Annotated in this window: 13 protein-coding genes; all 13 read right to left on the bottom strand. The window is 33.0% G+C overall.

Annotated features, from left to right (window positions below; translation table 4 throughout):
• The 13 genes from mgpA to D2833_RS00980 all read right to left on the bottom strand — a co-directional run bounded on the left by mgpA (position 1) and on the right by D2833_RS00980 (position 18,552).
• A complete protein-coding gene (mgpA, locus tag D2833_RS01040; RefSeq protein WP_027333202.1) occupies positions 1-3,369 on the bottom strand; it encodes an adhesin P1 in 3,369 nt (1,122 codons plus the stop codon).
• 159 nt (positions 3,370-3,528) lie between these two features.
• A complete protein-coding gene (locus D2833_RS01035) occupies positions 3,529-4,428 on the bottom strand; it encodes a P30/P32 family tip organella adhesin (protein WP_027333201.1) in 900 nt (299 codons plus the stop codon).
• Positions 4,429-4,495: 67 nt separating this feature from the next.
• Positions 4,496-5,305, bottom strand: a complete 810-nt coding sequence (locus D2833_RS01030; protein WP_011113410.1) for a phosphotransferase — start codon at positions 5,303-5,305, stop codon at positions 4,496-4,498.
• Positions 5,305-8,535, bottom strand: a complete 3,231-nt coding sequence (gene hlp3, locus D2833_RS01025; protein ID WP_011113409.1) for a cytadherence protein Hlp3 — start codon at positions 8,533-8,535, stop codon at positions 5,305-5,307. The genes D2833_RS01030 and hlp3 overlap by 1 nt, the downstream gene beginning before the upstream one ends.
• Positions 8,536-8,650: 115 nt before the next feature.
• Positions 8,651-9,475, bottom strand: coding sequence for a hypothetical protein (locus D2833_RS01020; RefSeq protein WP_011113408.1), 825 nt, complete (start codon positions 9,473-9,475; stop codon positions 8,651-8,653).
• A gap of 11 nt (positions 9,476-9,486) precedes the next feature.
• Complete coding sequence (thrS, locus tag D2833_RS01015; RefSeq protein ID WP_231992481.1) at positions 9,487-11,169, bottom strand: threonine--tRNA ligase; 1,683 nt, start codon at positions 11,167-11,169, stop codon at positions 9,487-9,489.
• A 51-nt stretch (positions 11,170-11,220) separates the two neighbouring features.
• A complete protein-coding gene (locus D2833_RS01010; protein ID WP_011113406.1) occupies positions 11,221-11,505 on the bottom strand; it encodes a DUF3217 domain-containing protein in 285 nt (94 codons plus the stop codon).
• Entirely contained in the window at positions 11,505-12,125 is a 621-nt protein-coding gene (locus D2833_RS01005) for an MPN555 family protein chaperone (protein WP_011113405.1), read from the bottom strand. Before D2833_RS01005 ends, D2833_RS01010 begins: the two co-directional genes overlap by 1 nt.
• A gap of 62 nt (positions 12,126-12,187) precedes the next feature.
• Positions 12,188-12,508 carry a DNA-binding protein gene (locus D2833_RS01000; protein ID WP_225306196.1) on the bottom strand — a complete coding sequence of 107 codons (321 nt, stop codon included), beginning with the start codon at positions 12,506-12,508 and terminating at the stop codon, positions 12,188-12,190.
• On the bottom strand, positions 12,489-13,535 hold the full coding sequence (gene ftsY / locus D2833_RS00995; protein WP_014574453.1) for a signal recognition particle-docking protein FtsY: 1,047 nt from the start codon (positions 13,533-13,535) through the stop codon (positions 12,489-12,491). Before ftsY ends, D2833_RS01000 begins: the two co-directional genes overlap by 20 nt.
• Entirely contained in the window at positions 13,535-16,486 is a 2,952-nt protein-coding gene (locus D2833_RS00990) for an AAA family ATPase (protein ID WP_027333200.1), read from the bottom strand. The genes ftsY and D2833_RS00990 overlap by 1 nt, the downstream gene beginning before the upstream one ends.
• A gap of 106 nt (positions 16,487-16,592) precedes the next feature.
• Positions 16,593-17,639, bottom strand: coding sequence for a radical SAM family heme chaperone HemW (gene hemW, locus D2833_RS00985; RefSeq protein WP_011113401.1), 1,047 nt, complete (start codon positions 17,637-17,639; stop codon positions 16,593-16,595).
• Positions 17,632-18,552: a tRNA (adenosine(37)-N6)-dimethylallyltransferase gene (locus D2833_RS00980; RefSeq protein ID WP_011113400.1), complete on the bottom strand. Its 921-nt coding sequence runs from the start codon at positions 18,550-18,552 to the stop codon at positions 17,632-17,634. The genes hemW and D2833_RS00980 overlap by 8 nt, the downstream gene beginning before the upstream one ends.
• Positions 18,553-18,585 lie beyond the last annotated feature (33 nt).

Here is an 18,585-nt window from a genome sequence, read left to right as displayed (position 1 = left end):
TTATTCAATTTTCTTAGTTGGTGCTGGAGCTTTTGGTTTAGCTGGTGCTGTTGGTTTTGCCCCTGGAGCAGATGGTTTAGTTGGTCCTGCTGGTTTCTTAGCAGCTGGAGCTGATGGCTTGCTTGGTGAAGATGCTCCATCTTTCTTGTTGGCTTGAAGCATTTGTGGAGTCTTCTTAATATTTGTCACAGATGTTCGATTAATAATTTGTTTGAACACACTACCAACGGCTGTTGTCAGAATATCAACTTTTTTGTTTGAAATCGCAAATCCTTGTTTCAACATCTTACGGTTTTGAGACATTGGAATACCAATACCTAGACCTAAAGCTAATGCCAAGGCAATTATGATGATCGGAATCGAGATCGCTACTGGTAATACATAACCTGGAAGCGCATCAAAACCAGTAAATTCTTGGTCAGACACAAACACACTATTAGCTTGTGGAACAGCAACGTATTCGCCATCAACTAATACTTGAGGTAATAACTTAATGAAGTCATTGGTTGCTCTAGAACGATCAATTACTAATAATCTTAATCTAATATCAGGATTGTTTTGAGGTGGAGTATATCTATAGATCGAATTAATGTATTTACTATCTAATACTTCTTTACCATCAGCTTCTGTAGTTACAATATCATTAATTTTGTTTTCAAAGAATGATGATGGAATATCATTTCTACTAATGAACGCACCTTGACCGATTACGTTATCTCTATTCATCAATGGGTTAGTAATTCTGTTAGGGTTTAGGGCTAAAGCGCTAGAATCAGGACTTACTCTAGCTACAGTATTAACTGAAGTTTCACCATTTAATTGTACATAGTAACTATCTAATGATCTTACATTAACAGCAGCGGTGATTTCTTTTTCAAAAGGAATCTTAGAAACGTTGAATACTGTATCATCATCTGGTCTAATACTGTATCCAGCTTTTGTTCAGTTAGAAATAACTGCGTTACTTGCTGTAGTTGTTAAACCTTTGAAATCTTGTCAAGTATAACCTTGGCTACTTGGTGTAAAGCTCGCTTTTTTAACATAGATTGAACCGTTGTATCATCCTTGTTGATCGCCAGTTGATGATAAGTAAGCGCCGTTTAATTTAGATGATACGGTATTTGCATCTTGAGTTGCAGGAGTAGTACTTCCAAAATCAGTTCTAGTTAAATTGTAGTAAGTAATATTAGCCGAAGTTTTGTAATTTACTTGAACTTCTGGTCAAGTTGTAATCGCGCCACCAACTTGATAGTAATAAGTAAACTTATTAGTATTATTAGAATAAGTATATACTACATTACCAATATCTCTTCGATCAAACCCTTTTGCAGTTGTTAAAGCGTTTAAGATATTTCTTGGATTAGCGTTTTCTCCTGCTACTGTAGACGCTAATTGTTGTTGAGTATTATAAGTGAAGTTATTAATAGTATTAGTTGTTAATCATGCGCTGTCTTTTCGTGTACCTAAACTTCATTGACGACCATCTAACATAGCATAACTAAAGAAGATATTATTTTCTTGAGTAAATTTATTTGGTAAAGAATTTAATGTATCTAATTTTAAAGCGGTTGTAAATAATGATTCAACTTGTTTTGTGTTTCCACCAGCTGGCTTACTAATTAGAGCTGCAAATCTTACAGAGTTGTAATCATAAGAATTCGTTCATCTATAAGGGATGCTTTCATTACCGTTACTATTAGGCATCGGAGTAGAAGTTGGTTGTGGATTTCCACTATTCTGAAGCGCACCACTACTATTAACAGTCACAAAAGTAGTAGGTGCATCTTCAATGACAGCAGGACTGTGTCATTTAGTATCTAAGAAATTACCACCGTTTGTTCCTCAAGTAATAGCTGAACCTAAGAAAATATTACCGTTAGCTCCTCTAGGTGAACTTACACCACCCACTGCAAGACGAGGAACAAAGTGATAACCAACATCTTGACCAAGACTTGCAGGAGCAAGCGCTAATCCATTTCTAGTAGCATCAAAAGAAATCGCTGATAATAAAATACCGTATGGATAACCAACAGTTTTAGTGTTTCCTGGAGCTTCAGCAGTTCTGTTTTCAAATTTAGTTCTGAAAACACCAATACTTAATGCACTTTCGTTGTTAACTCATGTACCGTTACCACCAAATAGGTACACCATTCCATCTTTAGCATATAAACCACCTAAATTTGTTATGTACTGCATTCACGGCATTACAAATTGATTATCTTCATATCATTCTGGATGCTCATATGGAGAGAAAGAACTATCAATTAGAGGAGTAGTTGTTTGAGTTTCTAAACGTTTAGGATAGTATTTTGCTCTATAGAATCTATTGTTAACAGCATTAGGATTATCATGTTTGTAGAATTGAAGAACGTTAGTCATTTTACCGTTAGCAGAACCTTGTGTTCAAGTAGAAGGATAATTATCAACCATATCCTTCGGCTTAATGAACGCCATATTTTCTACTGCAAAGGGATTTTCCGAATTAAATAAATTTTCGTTAACTTTTACAATAACACCTTGTAAATTATTCTGAGTGTTAATGTTCGCATATGTTCTTCCACCATTGATACTTTCAGAACTTTCGCTACTGTCTAATAGTGTTTTAGGTTTAGGAATTTTATTTTGATCGCTATTATAATCTATAACTGTTTCAGAAGTAGAAGCAGTAGGAGTCATCGTTCCCATACCAGCACTATTCCCTTCTTCAACAAGTCTAGCAGTCGAACTCGCAGCAGCAGGAGCAACAGCACCTCCTCCAGCAGCACTACTACTTGAACCACCACCAGCAGGAGTTGCAGAACCTTCAGCGCTAGTATCACCAGTAGCAGTTGCATCAGACATAAAGTAGTTTTCAAACACTTGATCTTTAGTCTTTTGTTCTTGTTGAACCGCTGCATCTGGAATTAATAATAAGTAGAAAACATTAGGATCTTCTTGATCTTGAGTAGCTTCTACAACTGTTTTAGAGCTTAGATCACTTACATTAAAAGGAACGTCTCCAGAAAATGCAGTCAATCTATTGTTAGCATCATAAAATCCAACCTTACCAGTTAGATCGTTTGTGTTACCTGGATCAAACGTTCAAATCACGTTACCATACAAATCAATCCGGCTAATTGATTTTGATCCAGTTAAAACTAATGCACCTGGGTTGGTACCGTCAATTGAAAGTGATGTGAAGTTAGAGTTTCTTCATCTACGAGCTTTCTCTAAAAGATTAGATTGGCCTTGTGAATTCATTTCCCCAACTTGGTTAACAGGTTTAAGGTTATTTGGCTTAGCTCCAGAAACTGCTAATCCAAAACTACCTAAACCGATTAAGGCAAGAGGAGTTATTCCGACTGATAATTTAAAAATAAGTTTTTTCACGATTTAAATTCTTCTACTATGTTAACAAACATTAGGTTATTTAAAGATTTAATTATTATTATATAAATATATAAAAAGTTTAAAAGATTTAATAATAATATTTTTGGTTTAAATATTTTTTTTTAGTTGATAAAGATTAAGTTTTAGTTTTCTAAAGTCTTATCTAGGTCCATTTTGTGGTGGAAAACCAGCTCTTGGTCCTGCCATGTGTGGGGGCTGATTCATTCCTTGATTAGGGAAGTTCATGCGGTTTGGACCCATTGGTGTACCTGGGTGATTAAACCCACCTCCAGCTTTATTTCCCATCGGCACCCCACCACCAGGTTGTGGTCTGAAACCTGGTCTAGGTTGGTTCATATTAGGCATTTGGTTAGGGAAGTTTGGTCTTGGTGGCATTCCTCCCATTTGTGGGGGCATTTGGTTAAACCCTGGTCGCATTCCCATTTGGTTAGGTGGCATTCCTCCCATTTGTGGGGGCATTTGGTTAAACCCTGGTCGCATTCCCATTTGGTTAGGTTGCATTGGGCCACCAAAGCACTGTGGGTTAATTCTTTGTTGGGGATTAGGACCAAATTGCGGATTAATCTGAGGTTGATTGATCCCCATCTGAGGGTTATTAGCTACATTAACACCAGCTGGTTGAGTTGGTTCTTGAGTATTAACTTCTTCAGTTGGCACTGCTGCAGTTGGCTCAATCGCTTCTGTTTTATTTTGTTCTTCAATTATTCCAAGGGATTCAACCATCTTTTGGTGTTCTTCACGTTCTTGGATCATCATTCTTTCTTTTTTCTTAGCGATCGGAATCCCAATCCCTAAACCCAAGAGTAAAGAAACAACAATCAACCCAGCACCTGCACCCACTACTGGATAAAATCAGGGTTCGGAGGTAATCTTTCTTGGACCAACGGAGTTAGTTTCACCTTCATGTAAAACAAGTGTGGGTGAATGTTCGTATTTGTGTTCACTGGTTAGACCAACTCCAGTTCCAAGCGCAATAACACCCGAGAACACAAAGCTAACTCCAACAAGTTTGGACTTTAACTTTTTAAGACTAAACATAATTGTTATTTATCAATTTTGTATATTTACACATTATATATATTATACGATTTTAAAATCGGAATCTTTATAAGTTCACTACAAAAGATTCTAAATAATAAGCTAAGCGCTTTTCAACATCCTTACGGTAGGCTATGATCTTATCTGTTTGTTGCATATTATAAGTTCAGATTAAAGCAAATAAACAGCTAATGATTAAGAACTCATTAAAGATCTTAAGATCAAGCCCACCATAGCAATCAACTAGATAATATGCTTGTTCTAAACTTAATGATTCTCTAGCCATATTAGCTAGATCAAAGTAAGCATTATTGATCCTTGATCATTCAAAATCAATCAGGTGGATCTGATTATATTCATCTACCAAAATATTATGAGCATTCAGATCTGAATGGGTTAGGTGTTTTGGTAGATCACGATATTTATTAATTAGGGATAGATAAAGTCGTTTATGCCTCGTTGCTAATTTGGCATTTTCAATCCCCTTATAATAATCAATTGGTAAGATTGAACAATTACCAACTTGAACTTGGTGAATTTTTTTAATTGCTTTAGCCAATTTTTCTAACCTGGTTTGGTCAAAATAATCAACTTCGTGACCAACGATTCATTTTTTAATGCAATCACCTGTTGCTTGGTCAAAATAGATGAATAAGTCGTTTTTTAATAAGGTGATTACTTGATACTCATTAACTCGGTTAACTAGTTCGCTGTTTAAAGCAAACCTGACTTGGTACTTTTGTTGGTCACTAGTTTCAATTAAATAAGACAGGTTGGTAAACCCGTTGTGAATTGGTTCAATTCTACTAACCTGGTTAGGTGAATAGTTCGTATGCTTGATAAAAAAATCTAAGGCATGATTTTTTGATCTGTCCATTATCAGTAGCCTCTTGATACTGGTACTCTTCGCACTCTTGGTTGTTGGTTATAACCTCTAGGTGCTAATGAAGGGATTCTTGATACCCTTCTTAGTCCATAAGTTGGTCTAGCGACTCTTCTAGGTGCTAAAGTTCTACTTCTAAATTCAGCAACCGGTTCAATCATACCTAGTTGTCTAATTGGTCTTCTTACTTCTCTCACATAAGTGTCATAGTTAGAACGATAATACTGGGTCGATGGACGATCATAATCATACCCATAACCTTCTCTAAATCTTAAGAAGTCAGCTTCAGTTCTTAAAGTGCCTTTATGAACTGGATAAGCTAGTTGTCTAGACTGATCAGACTCGTTATAGCGGTTAGGAAGCTGTTGGTATCTTCGTGGTGCTGGTTGCTTACTAAACTCATAAGCTAGAGGTTTACGAACTTCGTAGTTTACTCTTCTTGGTTGGTAAGGTTGATAATCCCTTCTAGATTCATAAGCTGGTGGGTAGTAATCATACTCTTGATTAGGTGGAAATGGACGGTTATATTCTTGATAAGTTTCTTTTTGATATCTAGGATCAACTTGTTGTTGGTATCTAGGATCTAGATATTGTTCTTGTGGGTATGGTTGTTGTTCTTGATATGGATCAGGTTGTTCATAACCTTGATCATAATAAGAATCTTGTGGGTTGATTCTAGCGGTTCTTTGTTCGTAGTGGTTTTGATAAAGATCATCAAACTCTTTGTTTGAATGATAAGCCAGTCTATTAGGTGATACAAGTGGTTCACGTTGAAATTTATTAACCACTTCTTCACGTTCAATTCTAGTAGTTGGTTGTTGGTGTTGAGCTTTAGGTTGAACTTGTTCGTGTTCTCTTGAAGCTGTGTATAAAGCTTGTGGTTGAACTTGGATCTCAGGTTCTAAGAACAATCTTTGGTTAGGAGTTTCAACTTGATTTAAACTTTGTGGTGGAACAAACTGAGTTTGATTAAACCTTTGAGCTTCAACTTGGTTAATCTCATCTAATTTTTGACGAACGTTTTGGTTTGGTCATTTATCAAAATTAGTCGGTGGCGGTAGATCGTCTTCTTCACCATCAACAACTTGTTGAACTAAGAAGTCTAACAGTTCAGATGTTGGTTGTTTTGGTTTGTTGCTTACAGATGTTAATAGATCATCTGATTCTTCAAAGTATGGTTTAGCTACTACTTCTTTAGGTTGTTGAACTACTTTTTCTCTAGGTTGAAAAACAACTTGTTCATGAACTAATTTTTCAACTGCTTTTTGTTTAGCTTGCTCTACCTTATTTAGTTCAACTGTACTAGGTTCAGGTTTATTTAAAGCAGCTGTTTTTTCATTTAACTTATTAGTTAAATAATCAACTAGTTGTTTAGCAACTTTTTCTAGGTTGATATTACTGTTAGATTTTTTAGCTTCTTCTTTAAGTTGTTTGAATTGATCAATGATCTTTTTATTTTCATCAATCAACGTTTCTAATTTATTTAATGATTCTGTATTATCTGTTTTGATCTCAACCAGTTCTTCTAGTTTAGTAATCTCTAATTTTGGTTCAACAGATTGTGGTTGAGCTTGAACTGAAGGTGTTGATTGTTCTAGTACAACTGGTTGTTGAACAGGTTGATTAACTTCAATTGGTTTTTGTTCAACTAGTAGATCACTTAATTTAATATCTTCAAATTTAAATTTATCTACGAAGAAGTCATCTTCTTCTTCAATTAGATCATAGTGATCATCTAGTTTAGATGGAACTAATTCAACTTCTTGACGTTTTTCAATCTTAACCTTAGGTAGTGCGTGGTGGTGTTTAGTTTCTTGAACTTGAGGATTTTCAACTGGTTGCTCAACAACCTTAACAGCTATTTCTTCTTTTTGTTCAGAGTCAGCTTTAGGTTCAGGTAGTTTAGGAGTTTCAAACTTAGGTAATTTGATTACAACTGGGATCTGTTGTAAATCATCTAAGTTGATCTTCTTTTTAACAGGTTGTTCACTAGCTAGTTTGATCTCATCATCAGCTACAACAACTGGTTCTGGTTGAACTTCAGCTACTTGAACAGGTTGATCAACTACTTGTTCTACAACAGTTACAACTTCTTCTTTTTCTACAGCTGGTTCAATTGGTTCTTCCTTAACCACTTTTGGTTTAGGTTCTGGTTTTTTAATCACATACTTAGTAGCTTTCTTACCAGGTTGTGGTTTTGGTCCAACTGGTTTAGTAGGCGCTGGTTTAGCTACTTCAACTGGTTGTTGTTCTTCTACAACTTCATCAACAACTTGTTCAACAACAGCTTTTACCTGTTGATCTGGTTGTTCATCATATTGTTGTTGATCATCATAATATTGTTGATCATATTGTTGGTCATACCCTTGATCATAACCCTGTTGGTCGTATCCTTGTTGGTCATATTGTTGATCGTATCCTTGATCATAACCCTGTTGGTCGTATTGCTGTTGATCATCATAGTATTGTTGGTTAGGATCAACATAATCTTGTACTTGGTCATATTGTTGGGTGTTATCAACATAATCTTGTTCTTGAGTGTACTGTTGTGGATCATAACCATAATCAACATTTTGATCAGCATAACCTAGCTGTTGATCATAATACTGTTGAGTGAAGTTTTGATTATCTCCTTCTACTGGTTGTTCATTAAGATTAGGATCAACCTGTTGAACTTGTTGTTGATCAACTGGTTGTTGTTCTACTTGTTCAGCTTCTTCAACTTGTTCTGGTGTAAGATTTACTTCTTGTTCAACAGGTTGTTGTTCAACTGAAATCACTTCATTACTTAAATCTAATAATGAACCAGTATACTGACTTAGATCTAGTTCATAACCTTCTAGATCAGTATAAAAAGCCGGATCAACAAGATCATTAGTTTGAGCGTTAACTAATGATTGGTCGATCACATTATATCTTAATAGTTCTTGTTCACCCGTATCACTATTAAGCGCATCAATATAATGATGGTTATTAACAAAATAAAAGGGTTGTTGATCCATCCCATACAGCTCAGCTGGTAATGGTTTTTTTAAGAATTTAAAGACTGGTTTAATCAGATTAAACGTTTGGTTGGTAACATTATCTACCCCAACAAGATAGACGTTACCGTTCTTATCATAAGCAAAGTTAAAATCATAAGCCGCATATTTAGTGAATACTTTCTTTTTTAACTTTGCTAAATTCTTCAGGATTTTGTTATGTATCTTTGGATTCATTATCATTTGTCACTCATTTATTTAAACACAAGTTTTAAATTCAATATATATCTTTATATTAAATTATTTTTAAGGATTAAGGTTAAAGAGTTTTACTTATTATTAAATAATAAAAAAATTGCTAAATAATCGATTTTAAGTTGTCAATTAAAAGATTTAGTTCGTTTGGTTTAAAGACAAAATGGGCGCTTTGTAAAACGGCTTCATTTACATTATCTGGAACAACAAGATAATCAAATCGTTCGTTAGCTTTAGGATCAATTTGATTATGTAAGGACAAGTAGATTAAAAAGGTGTTGGGAAAGTGTTTTTTAATCGTGACAAACTTGTTTACTTCTTTATTAATAAACAGTCCATCAGTTTCATTTAGTTGGATAAAGTTAAACCGATCATGATTTAGGATCGTTTGGTTAAAATATGAAGAGTTAATCCATTCTTTGATATTAAAGAGATAGATCTGGTTAATTAACATCTTTTGGATTGCTTGATTAAAACTCTTATAGTCGTTGTTCCAATAGATCTGATCTTTCCAGCGCATCCGTGCTTGTTTGATCGTGTTGTAGTTTAAAAAGTAGGTGGCTAGTAAGTTGTCATAACTATCAATACTGGATGCGCCCTTAAGTAATATCCCAGATTGCTTAATTAAAGCTAAATGGTTAATTAAGTCATAATCGTTCTTCTTAAAGAACGATTCATAATAAAACTTACGATCACTCTTTTTTCTTAAGCAAGCCCCATTAGCTGCTAGATAACTAATATCATTTAAACCTAATTTAATTAGGTTATTAAAGTTAATTATGTTTTCAAACCAACTAGATGAGCTAATTAAGATCTCAAAATGTGCTTTTAATTCTTGGATCGTTTTGGTTAATTGATCGATATCATAACCTTGATCATAAACAAGGTGTTGGTCAACATCAATAATCAATAGTTTATTTTTACCCATTGAATAACTAATTAAGGTTTTTTAAATAACTCAATGAACTTAGTTAGCTCTAGTTGGTTAGAATCTTCTTGACCATATAAGCGATACGTGATCAGATCAGGGTTTTTTAATTCATTGTCCCCGATAATGATTTGAACAGGGATCTTGTTAACTTGGTGATCACGGATCTTTTTATTTAGTCGTTCATCACGACTATCAACAGTTACTCTTAGATCTCTAGCTAGTAGTTTTTCTAGTAACTGGTTACAACCTTCTAAGTGAACTGAGTTATTCACTGGGATAATTACTGCTTGTTTGGGCGCTAACCATAGATCAAGAGCGCCCTTAGTTTGTTCTAATAAGGTTGCCACAAATCGTTCATACGTACCAATGATCCCTAAGTGGATAATCACCCCTTGTTCATAGGTGTTATCCTTAGTTTTATATTTAATGTCGAATTTTTCTTCACTTGGTAATGAGAAATCTAATTGGATCGTTGAAACCGTAATAATCTTATTTAAAGCGGTTTTTACTTGGAAGTCGATCTTAGGACCATAAAAGGCTGCTTCACCAACTTGTTTGGTGTATTCTAACCCAAGATCTTTTAACGCATCTTCTAATTGGTTTTCAGATCTAGCTCACATCTGTTCATTATCAATAAACGATTGTTTATCATTAGGATCATGTAATGATAAGTCAATTCGGTGAAACTTGAGATTAAAAGTGCCAATCACTTCCTTAATTACTTGATAAGCATTTAAGATCTCAGTTTTAATCTGATCTAATCGACAAAAGATATGATTGTCCAATAAGGTCATGGCTCTAACCCGTTCAAGCCCAGTTAAACCCCCACTAGCTTCATAACGGTGTAACAATGCGTCTTCAGATAAACGCATTGGTAGATCGTAATAATTACGTGGTTTATTAAGGTAAACTAAACAGTGATGTGGACATGTCATTGGTCTTAACATCATCTTGTCCCCATCAAGTAAAGCTAACTCAGGGAACATATCTTTAGCATAGTGATTGTAATGTCCTGATTTTTTATAAAGATCAACATTACCTAAAATTGGGGTGTTGACCGCCATAAAGCCAAACTTCTTTTGCACACTGTGCACATAATCCCCAATTAGTTGGCGTACGATCTGACCATTAGGTAATCAGATCGGCATCCCAGGTCCAGCTAATTGGTTAAAAGTAAATAGTTCTAAGATCTTATTGATACGACGGTGATCACGTTGTTTTTGTTCTTCAATGATCTCCAAATAGTCTTGCATCACCTTATCATTCTCAAACCCAAACCCGTTTAGTCGCACCATCACTAGATTATCTTTATCACCCTTAAAATATGCACCACCAACTGATTGAAAGTTAAAAGCTTTAACTAGTTTAGTATTATCAACTAGTTGAGCCATTGGTAGATAATAATGATGGTTATCTACAGTTGCTAAGTTAACTGTTTTTTCTTTAGCTTCATTAATTAGTTCTAATAAGTATGGTTGATCACTTAATAGTTGATTAGCTATCTTTAGATCAACTGTTTTAAGTGAGATTGGTTGAGCTGATGAACACAGTTTAGCTAATGATTTAATTAGCTTATTAAAATCTTCAGGGTTAATATTTAGTGTTTGTGATAAATAATCAAGATAAAACCCTTGATCGTTAACTGACATCTGACCAAACTTGATTGAAGGATCTTGTTTTTTCAAGATCATTTGGACCATTAATAAAGCAGTATTAAAATAGTTAAGCATATATTGATATTGTTATTTTCTGACTAAAATTTTCTCAGCTAAGATTTGTGTTTTTCAAACTTTACTTTTCTTATCTTGGTAAGTAGTTAAAGAACCTTTAACTGCAAGATATTCGTGTTCAAGTACGTACTTTTCTAATTCCAAACCAAGTTGATCATTAGCATAAATAACATAATAATCAGTAAAGGTTTGGTTACCAAATTTCCGTTTTTGTGTGATTGTTACATAAAAACCTGTTTTATTCTTAGATCACTTATAGCTATCAATTAAACCTTCCAATAAAACAGTATTAAGCATTAATTAACACTCTTTGATTCTGATGATTTATCTGTTTCTGATTCTTCCACGTAGTTGGGATTTTGCATATTAAACCGAATCAAGAACATACTAATTGTTTTTAGTACCATCTTTTCTTCAAAGATTGATGAACGTACTGATTCAAATTTTTGTCGGTCGTTTAAAACATCATGGATTGATTGGTTAGTTTTTTCATAATAGATATCCAACATGTTTTTAACTTCGTTATCTGACACTTTAACTTTTCATTGTTCAGATAAGTAATCAAACATTAAGCCTTTTTTAATGATCTTATCAGCCATGTTTGCTAACAACTCTTCTCTTTGTGCACCAAGCCCACTTGCTTTTAGTTGTTCGATTAGTTTTTTTACTTCAGCTTGGTCGATTTCAAACTCAAAATGTTCAGCTAAATAGTTCATGATAGCTGAAAACACATTATCCTTAATACTTAGTTGCAATAACTCATATTGCATCATCGTTTCATCGTTCATTTCTTTAGGAAGCGCCGCCTTAATTCTTTGGCGTTGTTGTTCCATCATTGCTGGATCAATGAAAAATTGGGTAATCTTTATTTCTTTTGAGTAATCGATTGGTTTAATTAATTTTAATTTTGATGACATATCTTTGTTTGTTTACCTTAATGTTGCTATTTAATTTATTAATTTTAATATTTTTAAATAAGTTATTTTTGTTCAAGAATTAGTAATGCTTGTTTTAAGTTAGGATCACTAATCTGTTCGTACAGTTTAAGTCTTTGTTTTGATAGTTGGTTTAACAATAATAACTGTTCATAGTTTTTTAGTTGTTCGATCCCTTTTTGGATCTGATCATAAACAGCATATTTTGAGATCTGATAGTTAGTAGCAATCTCGTTATATGACAAGTTGTTAATTAAAAACTCTTCCAAATAAAGTTTAATCTTATCTGACAACAACTTGTGATAATAAGAGAACAGTTCATTTAACAGATTTCACTGTTCAAAACTAATTACTTGTTTTTTCATAATCAAGATTTAGGTTGGCAGTTAACGAGATTAGGTATTTTTGTAGATCAAAACTAACTAGATCATCTAATTGTTCTCCCAAACCAATTAGTTTGACAGGGATATTAAACAGATCTTTAATCCCAAGAATAATCCCCCCTTTAGAAGATGAATCCATCTTACTTAAGATGATCCCTGTAATCTTACTAACTTCATGAAAGACCTTAGCTTGGATCAGACCTGATTGACCAGTAGTAGCATCTAATACTAATAATGTTTCATCAACATTACGACCAATGAACTTTTCAATCACATTGTTAATCTTTTTTAGTTCGTTCATTAGGTTAACTTTATTTTGTAACCGTCCTGAAGTGTCACAGATCACTAGATCATAATCACGTTGTTTAGCAAAGTTTAACCCTTCATAGATTACTGCTGCTGGGTCTTTCTTGGATTCATCTTTATAGATATCAACTTCCAGTCGTTCAGCTCAGATATTTAGTTGTTGGATTGCTCCTGCTCTAAATGTGTCAGCTGCTATTAACAAAACCTTCTTATTAAGCTTTTTATAATAGTTAGCTAATTTAGCAATCGATGTGGTTTTACCAACCCCATTCACCCCAACAACTAAAAAGACATTTTGACGATGATCTTGATAGTTCAGATCAATATTAACTTCACTATCTTGAATGTAATAAACAAACAGTTTATCAATAATGATCTGTTTGATTAAAGTTGGATCAACTACCTTTTGGTATTTGATCTCTTCTACGATCGCATCAACGATTTTTTTAGTCGCATTATAGCCAATATCTAATTGGACAAATGCATCAAACAGATCTTCATAAAATGCTTCGTTTAAACTAACGTATTTAGTGGATAGTTGGTTGATGATATCTGAAAAAGAGTTCGAGCTCTTTTTCAAACCATCATCAAACTTTTCTTGGGTTGTTTCAAATAAAGAATTCTCTTGATTCTTCTTTTTGATCTCTTCAACAGTGTCAGGCTTTTTCTTAAACTTACTAAATAATCTTTTAATAAAGCTCATTATTGACTCTCAATCTCTTCAGCCATATCTTTAGCTTGGTGTAAAGATACTGATAACATCTTAGTCACACCCTTAGTTTGCATCGTTGCCCCAATTAACTTATCACATTTAACCATCGTTCCTTCACGGTGGGTGATGATTAAGAATTGGGTCTGATCAGATGAATTCTTAATGATATTAGCAAATCGTTCTACGTTAGCTAAATCTAAAGCACTCTCAGCTTCATCTAAAACAACCAGTGGGAATGAAGACACTTTAAGAATACTAAATAAAACTGATAAAGCAACTAAAGCTTTTTCACCACCTGATAGTAAATTTAAGTTTCCAATATTCTTACCAGGAGGTGAAGCAAACACTTCAATCCCACTGGTTAGTTTTTCTTCAGGATTAGAATATCTAATCTCACAATTACCACCACCAAATAGGTAATAGAATGTCTTAGGTAACTCCTTATTAAGGTTATTAATTAATTGATCAAATTCAAAGATTGCTTTTTCATCTAATCTAATTATTGCTTGATTAATCCGTTCACGAGCATTAATTAATTCTTGTTGTTGGCTATAAAGCTTTTCATAACGCTCTTTTTTAATATCAAGCTCTTGGATTGCTTCCATATTAATTGCCCCTAAATTATTTAGGGTGCTTTGAAGTTTTACCACTTCACTTCTTGCTTGAGATAAAGAGATCGGTAATGGCTTATTGTAGTTTTCAATTGCAAACTCAATTGCCATATTATAAGATTCATTAATCTTTGATTTGGCTAAATAGATCGTGTTTTCATGTTTAGTTAGTTGTTCACGACGTTTTAATTTATCGTTCTTATCTTCATCGATCTCTTTATAAAAGAGCGTAACGTCTTTTTCAAGTTGGTTAACTTGTTTTTGATACATATCTTTAGCTTCTTGATTGATCTTAAGATCTTGAACTAAAGTAGCTTTCTTAGTTTCTAAACTAAACAGTTTATCTTTGATCTTTTTATCATCTCATTTAACATCTTCACCATCAAAGGTTTTATCAGTTAATTGTTCGTATTGAATCTTGTAATCGTCAAGCTTTTTTTGTTCGATCACAATTAAGTCTTGGTAACGTTGGATTGCGATCTTTTGTTCGTTAAATTCTTTATCTTTCTTAGTGTAATCAGCTGTTAAGAATTCAAGTTTTTTATTTAGTTCATTAATATTTTTTTCGGCAACTAAAAGTTCGTTTTTAAGCGTATCAATCTTTTCATCAAGATTAAATAAACTATGTGTTTGTTTTGATTCAGCGCCACCAGTAATCGCCCCACCAGCATTAACAATATCCCCACCAAGTGAGATCACCCGATAAAGTTGGTATGTAAATTTAGAGATTTTGGTAGCAGCTTCAAGATCACTAGCAATAATAATCTGACCTAATAAAGCGCGGATTGCTGGATCATATTGATCGTGGTAGTTAACTAAGTTAGCAGCAATCCCTAGATAACCTTCCACTTGCTCTAACACTTCTAAATGTTCTGGTTTAACATCACGATCTTTTAGGTTAGCTAGTGGTAAAAATGTTGCTCTTCCAGCTTTATTTGCTTTTAAGAAATTAACAGCATTAATAGCATCTTGATTTGAATCTACAATAATGTTTTTAGCAGCTTTATTTAAAGCAGTTGAGATTGCCAACTCATATTCAGGTTCAACCTTAATGAAGTCTTGTACAATCCCATGCACACCACCAATGGCATCCTTATTATTTAATACTGTACGCACACCAGCATCTTGGGCAAACTGGTTAATCTTTTGATTTTGATAAAACTGAACTTGCAAGTTAGCTTCGTAGCGCTTAACTTGAAAAGTGGCTAATGATTTTTTTAGATTTTCTAATTCGTTAGCTAGATCAGTTTTATCGACATCTTTTTCTTTTAATTCTTCTTCTCAAGTCGAGATTAATTCAAAGTATTTTTTTAATTGCTCTTCTGATGATTTTAGTAGTTGTTCTAACGCATTAATCTTCTTATTTTTATCATTAGAATCTAAATCTGATTTTAGTTGTAAATCATTAAAGACATTACGTTTTTCTAATAGGACGATTTCGTCATAAATTTTTTGTAATTCATCTTGTATTTTTTGTACATTTTGGTCTGCACTGTTGTAGCGTTTTTTAAATGCTTCTAACTTTTCTTGATTGATCTGTAATTGGGGATCGTTTTTTAGTAAGCGTTCATCTATTTCTGCAATCTGTTCTGATAGTGCTTCAATCTCTTTTTGTGAGATTAAATATTCGTTAACTGATAGTGTTATTTCAAGATCTTTTAGTTTTTCTTTTGTTTCAGCATATAGTATGGCTTTTTCTGCTTGTTGATTTAATTTTTTCAGATCACGATTTAATTCGTTAACGATTGTTGTTATTTCTTTTAAATTATCGTTGGTTCGTGCAATTTGTCTGATTGCGTCTTGTTTTTTCTTAGCATAACGCCCAATCCCTGCAGCATCTTCAAAGATCTGTCTTCGGTCTTCTGGTTTAGCTTCAATAAAACTAGAAACGGTGTTTTGTGAAATAATACATAACGAACCTTTAGTTAGACCTGAATCAAGAAAAATATCGTTAATTTCTTTAAGTGATGATGGTTCGTTATTAATTAAGTATTCAGATACCCCGCTACCACGATACACCCTTCTAGTAACTGTAATCTCTTTGCGCTTATCATGTAAATAACCTTGAGAGTTATCAAATGTTAAGCTGACTTCAGCAAACTTAGATGCTGGTTTTTCTTGGGAACCAAAAAAGATAACGTCATCACTCGTTTTCCCTCTTAAGTTCTTCATTGAACGCTCCCCAAGCACTCACTTTAAGGCGTCAACAACATTAGATTTACCAGACCCATTAGGACCGACAATTCCTGTTACATGTTCATCAAATGTGAAACTAATGTTATCAGCATAAGATTTGAACCCTTGGGCATGAAATTTTTTTAGAAATAACATATCATATGACCTTTAAATATCTCACAAAGTTAGTAAGTATAAAAATTATATAGAAAATAAACAGCCAAAAAGTCTCTTTCTTTTTATTAGTATTATTACTAATATTTTATTCCAAGATGTCGATGATTGAATTGTTTAAAAGGTCGATATTATCAGCTCTTAAATGGTTATTTTTAACCGTTATAAACTTCAATTTATTTTGGTATTTTTCATAAGCAGTTTTGTATGGTTCTTTAGTGATATCAACACCGTCTTTTAATCTTAAACCCATGATTAAAACACGTTGATAAAATTGATCGTCAGTTAATCGATTTTTTTTGATTTGTCAGTTCTGAATTGATCCGTCATAATAGTATTCCACTTTGTTTTCAAAACCATGAGCACCCCAACCTATTGCTGCATAATCTTTAGTTAATCAATATGCTTTATTGTGAACAGATTGATATTTCTTTAATCTACATCAATTAGCAACTTCATAACGCTTATAATTAATCTTATTTAATTCAGCTTTCATCACTCTTAGTTGCATAGCTTCTTGATCTAAATCAATCTTATAAGGCGTTTTGGTTAGATAAGCTCCTGGTTTTAGATCTAAGCCATAAAAAGAAATGTGGTTAGGTTTTGTTTTTTTAATAAATTTGATATTTTCTAGAACGTCTTCTTTTTTCATATGAGGCAACGCATACATTAGATCTATATTAATGTTAGTAATGCCAGCATCATATAAGTTTTGCATTGCTTCATAGCAGTGATTTATATCATGAGTTCTATTAAGGTATTTGAGAATTTTATTATTAACGATTTGAATACCAACTGATGCACGATTTACTAAATTTTTCTTTAGTATTTGCGCTTGTGATTTAGTTACTAAATCTGGATTGCATTCAATAGTAAATTCACACTTTTTTGCCGCATATTTTTTAATTTTTGATAAAAAATAATCCAAAAGTTCATCATCAAAAACATTAGGTGTTCCACCTCCTAAATAAATACTCGAAAATTGTTCATCACTAAATTGTTTTCTTTCGATTTCATCAATTAAATCTTGAACAACTTTTTTGGGATTGTGTCGATCAATTAGTTCTCGTTTAAAATCACAAAAGGTACAGATCTTTTGACAAAGGGGAAGGTGGATATATAAATGTTTAGTCATGGTTGCTTTTTATGTATTCAATTATTTCATCACAAGTTCTGTTTGCATCGTCTTCAAAGAAATTAAAAGTAAACTGCTTCATACCATCGTTAAATTTATTCCTAGTTCAAGTTAATTGATGTTTTACTAGTCTTTTGAATTTCTTGTTAATTATCTCTTTATCAATGGGTTGGTTATTTTTTCAGGCATCATAAATTTCTTTATAGCCTAGCGCCTTCATTGCAATCAGTTCTTTATCTAGTTTCTTATCAGTAATTATCTTATCCAGATACTCAATTTCTTTAGTTCAATTTAAGTCGTGAATCATTTCGTCTAAACGCTTACTTAAATAAGGAAAAAGTTTTTCTTTATCTGACATACATTTAACTACTACGTAATCAAATTTTTTACTATCATTTTTCGCTTTTTTACCGTATTTTTTAAACAAATATAACGCTCGTAATAATCTTTTTCGATTGTTTTTACCAATCTTAATTGCTTCTTGAAAATCGTATTCACATAATTGATTAAAGATCTCTTGATTATCTAATTTATCTAGTGCATCAAACAAGTCAGTATCTAGCTCTTGTTTTTCTAACTGATAATCGTTTATCAAACTATTAACATAAAGATGACTACCTCCACACACAATTGTTCAATCAGGAGCTTGTTCTAAAATTTCTTTGGCTCTTTTGTTAAAGTGTGCAATTGATCATTCATCAAAAATCGAAATATTGGATATGAAATGATATTTAATCTCTGATAATGTTTTTTCTGATGGTTTATTCACTCCAGCGTTTAACTCCTTGTAAACCTGATAAGCATCAGCAGAAATTATTGGCACATTTAATTTCTTGGCCAACATGTTTGCTAAATATGATTTTTTAGTTCCGGTAGGACCTACAACTAAAATTAATCGTTTTGAATAAATCATACGAAAGACATTATTATTATCTTTTTATATAAT

The sequence above is a fragment of the Mycoplasmoides gallisepticum genome, assembly GCF_900476085.1.
Taxonomy (GTDB): domain Bacteria; phylum Bacillota_I; class Bacilli_A; order Mycoplasmatales; family Mycoplasmoidaceae; genus Mycoplasmoides; species Mycoplasmoides gallisepticum.
Note: the sequence above shows the minus strand (reverse complement) of the source record. Positions and strands in the feature narration are given on the sequence as shown.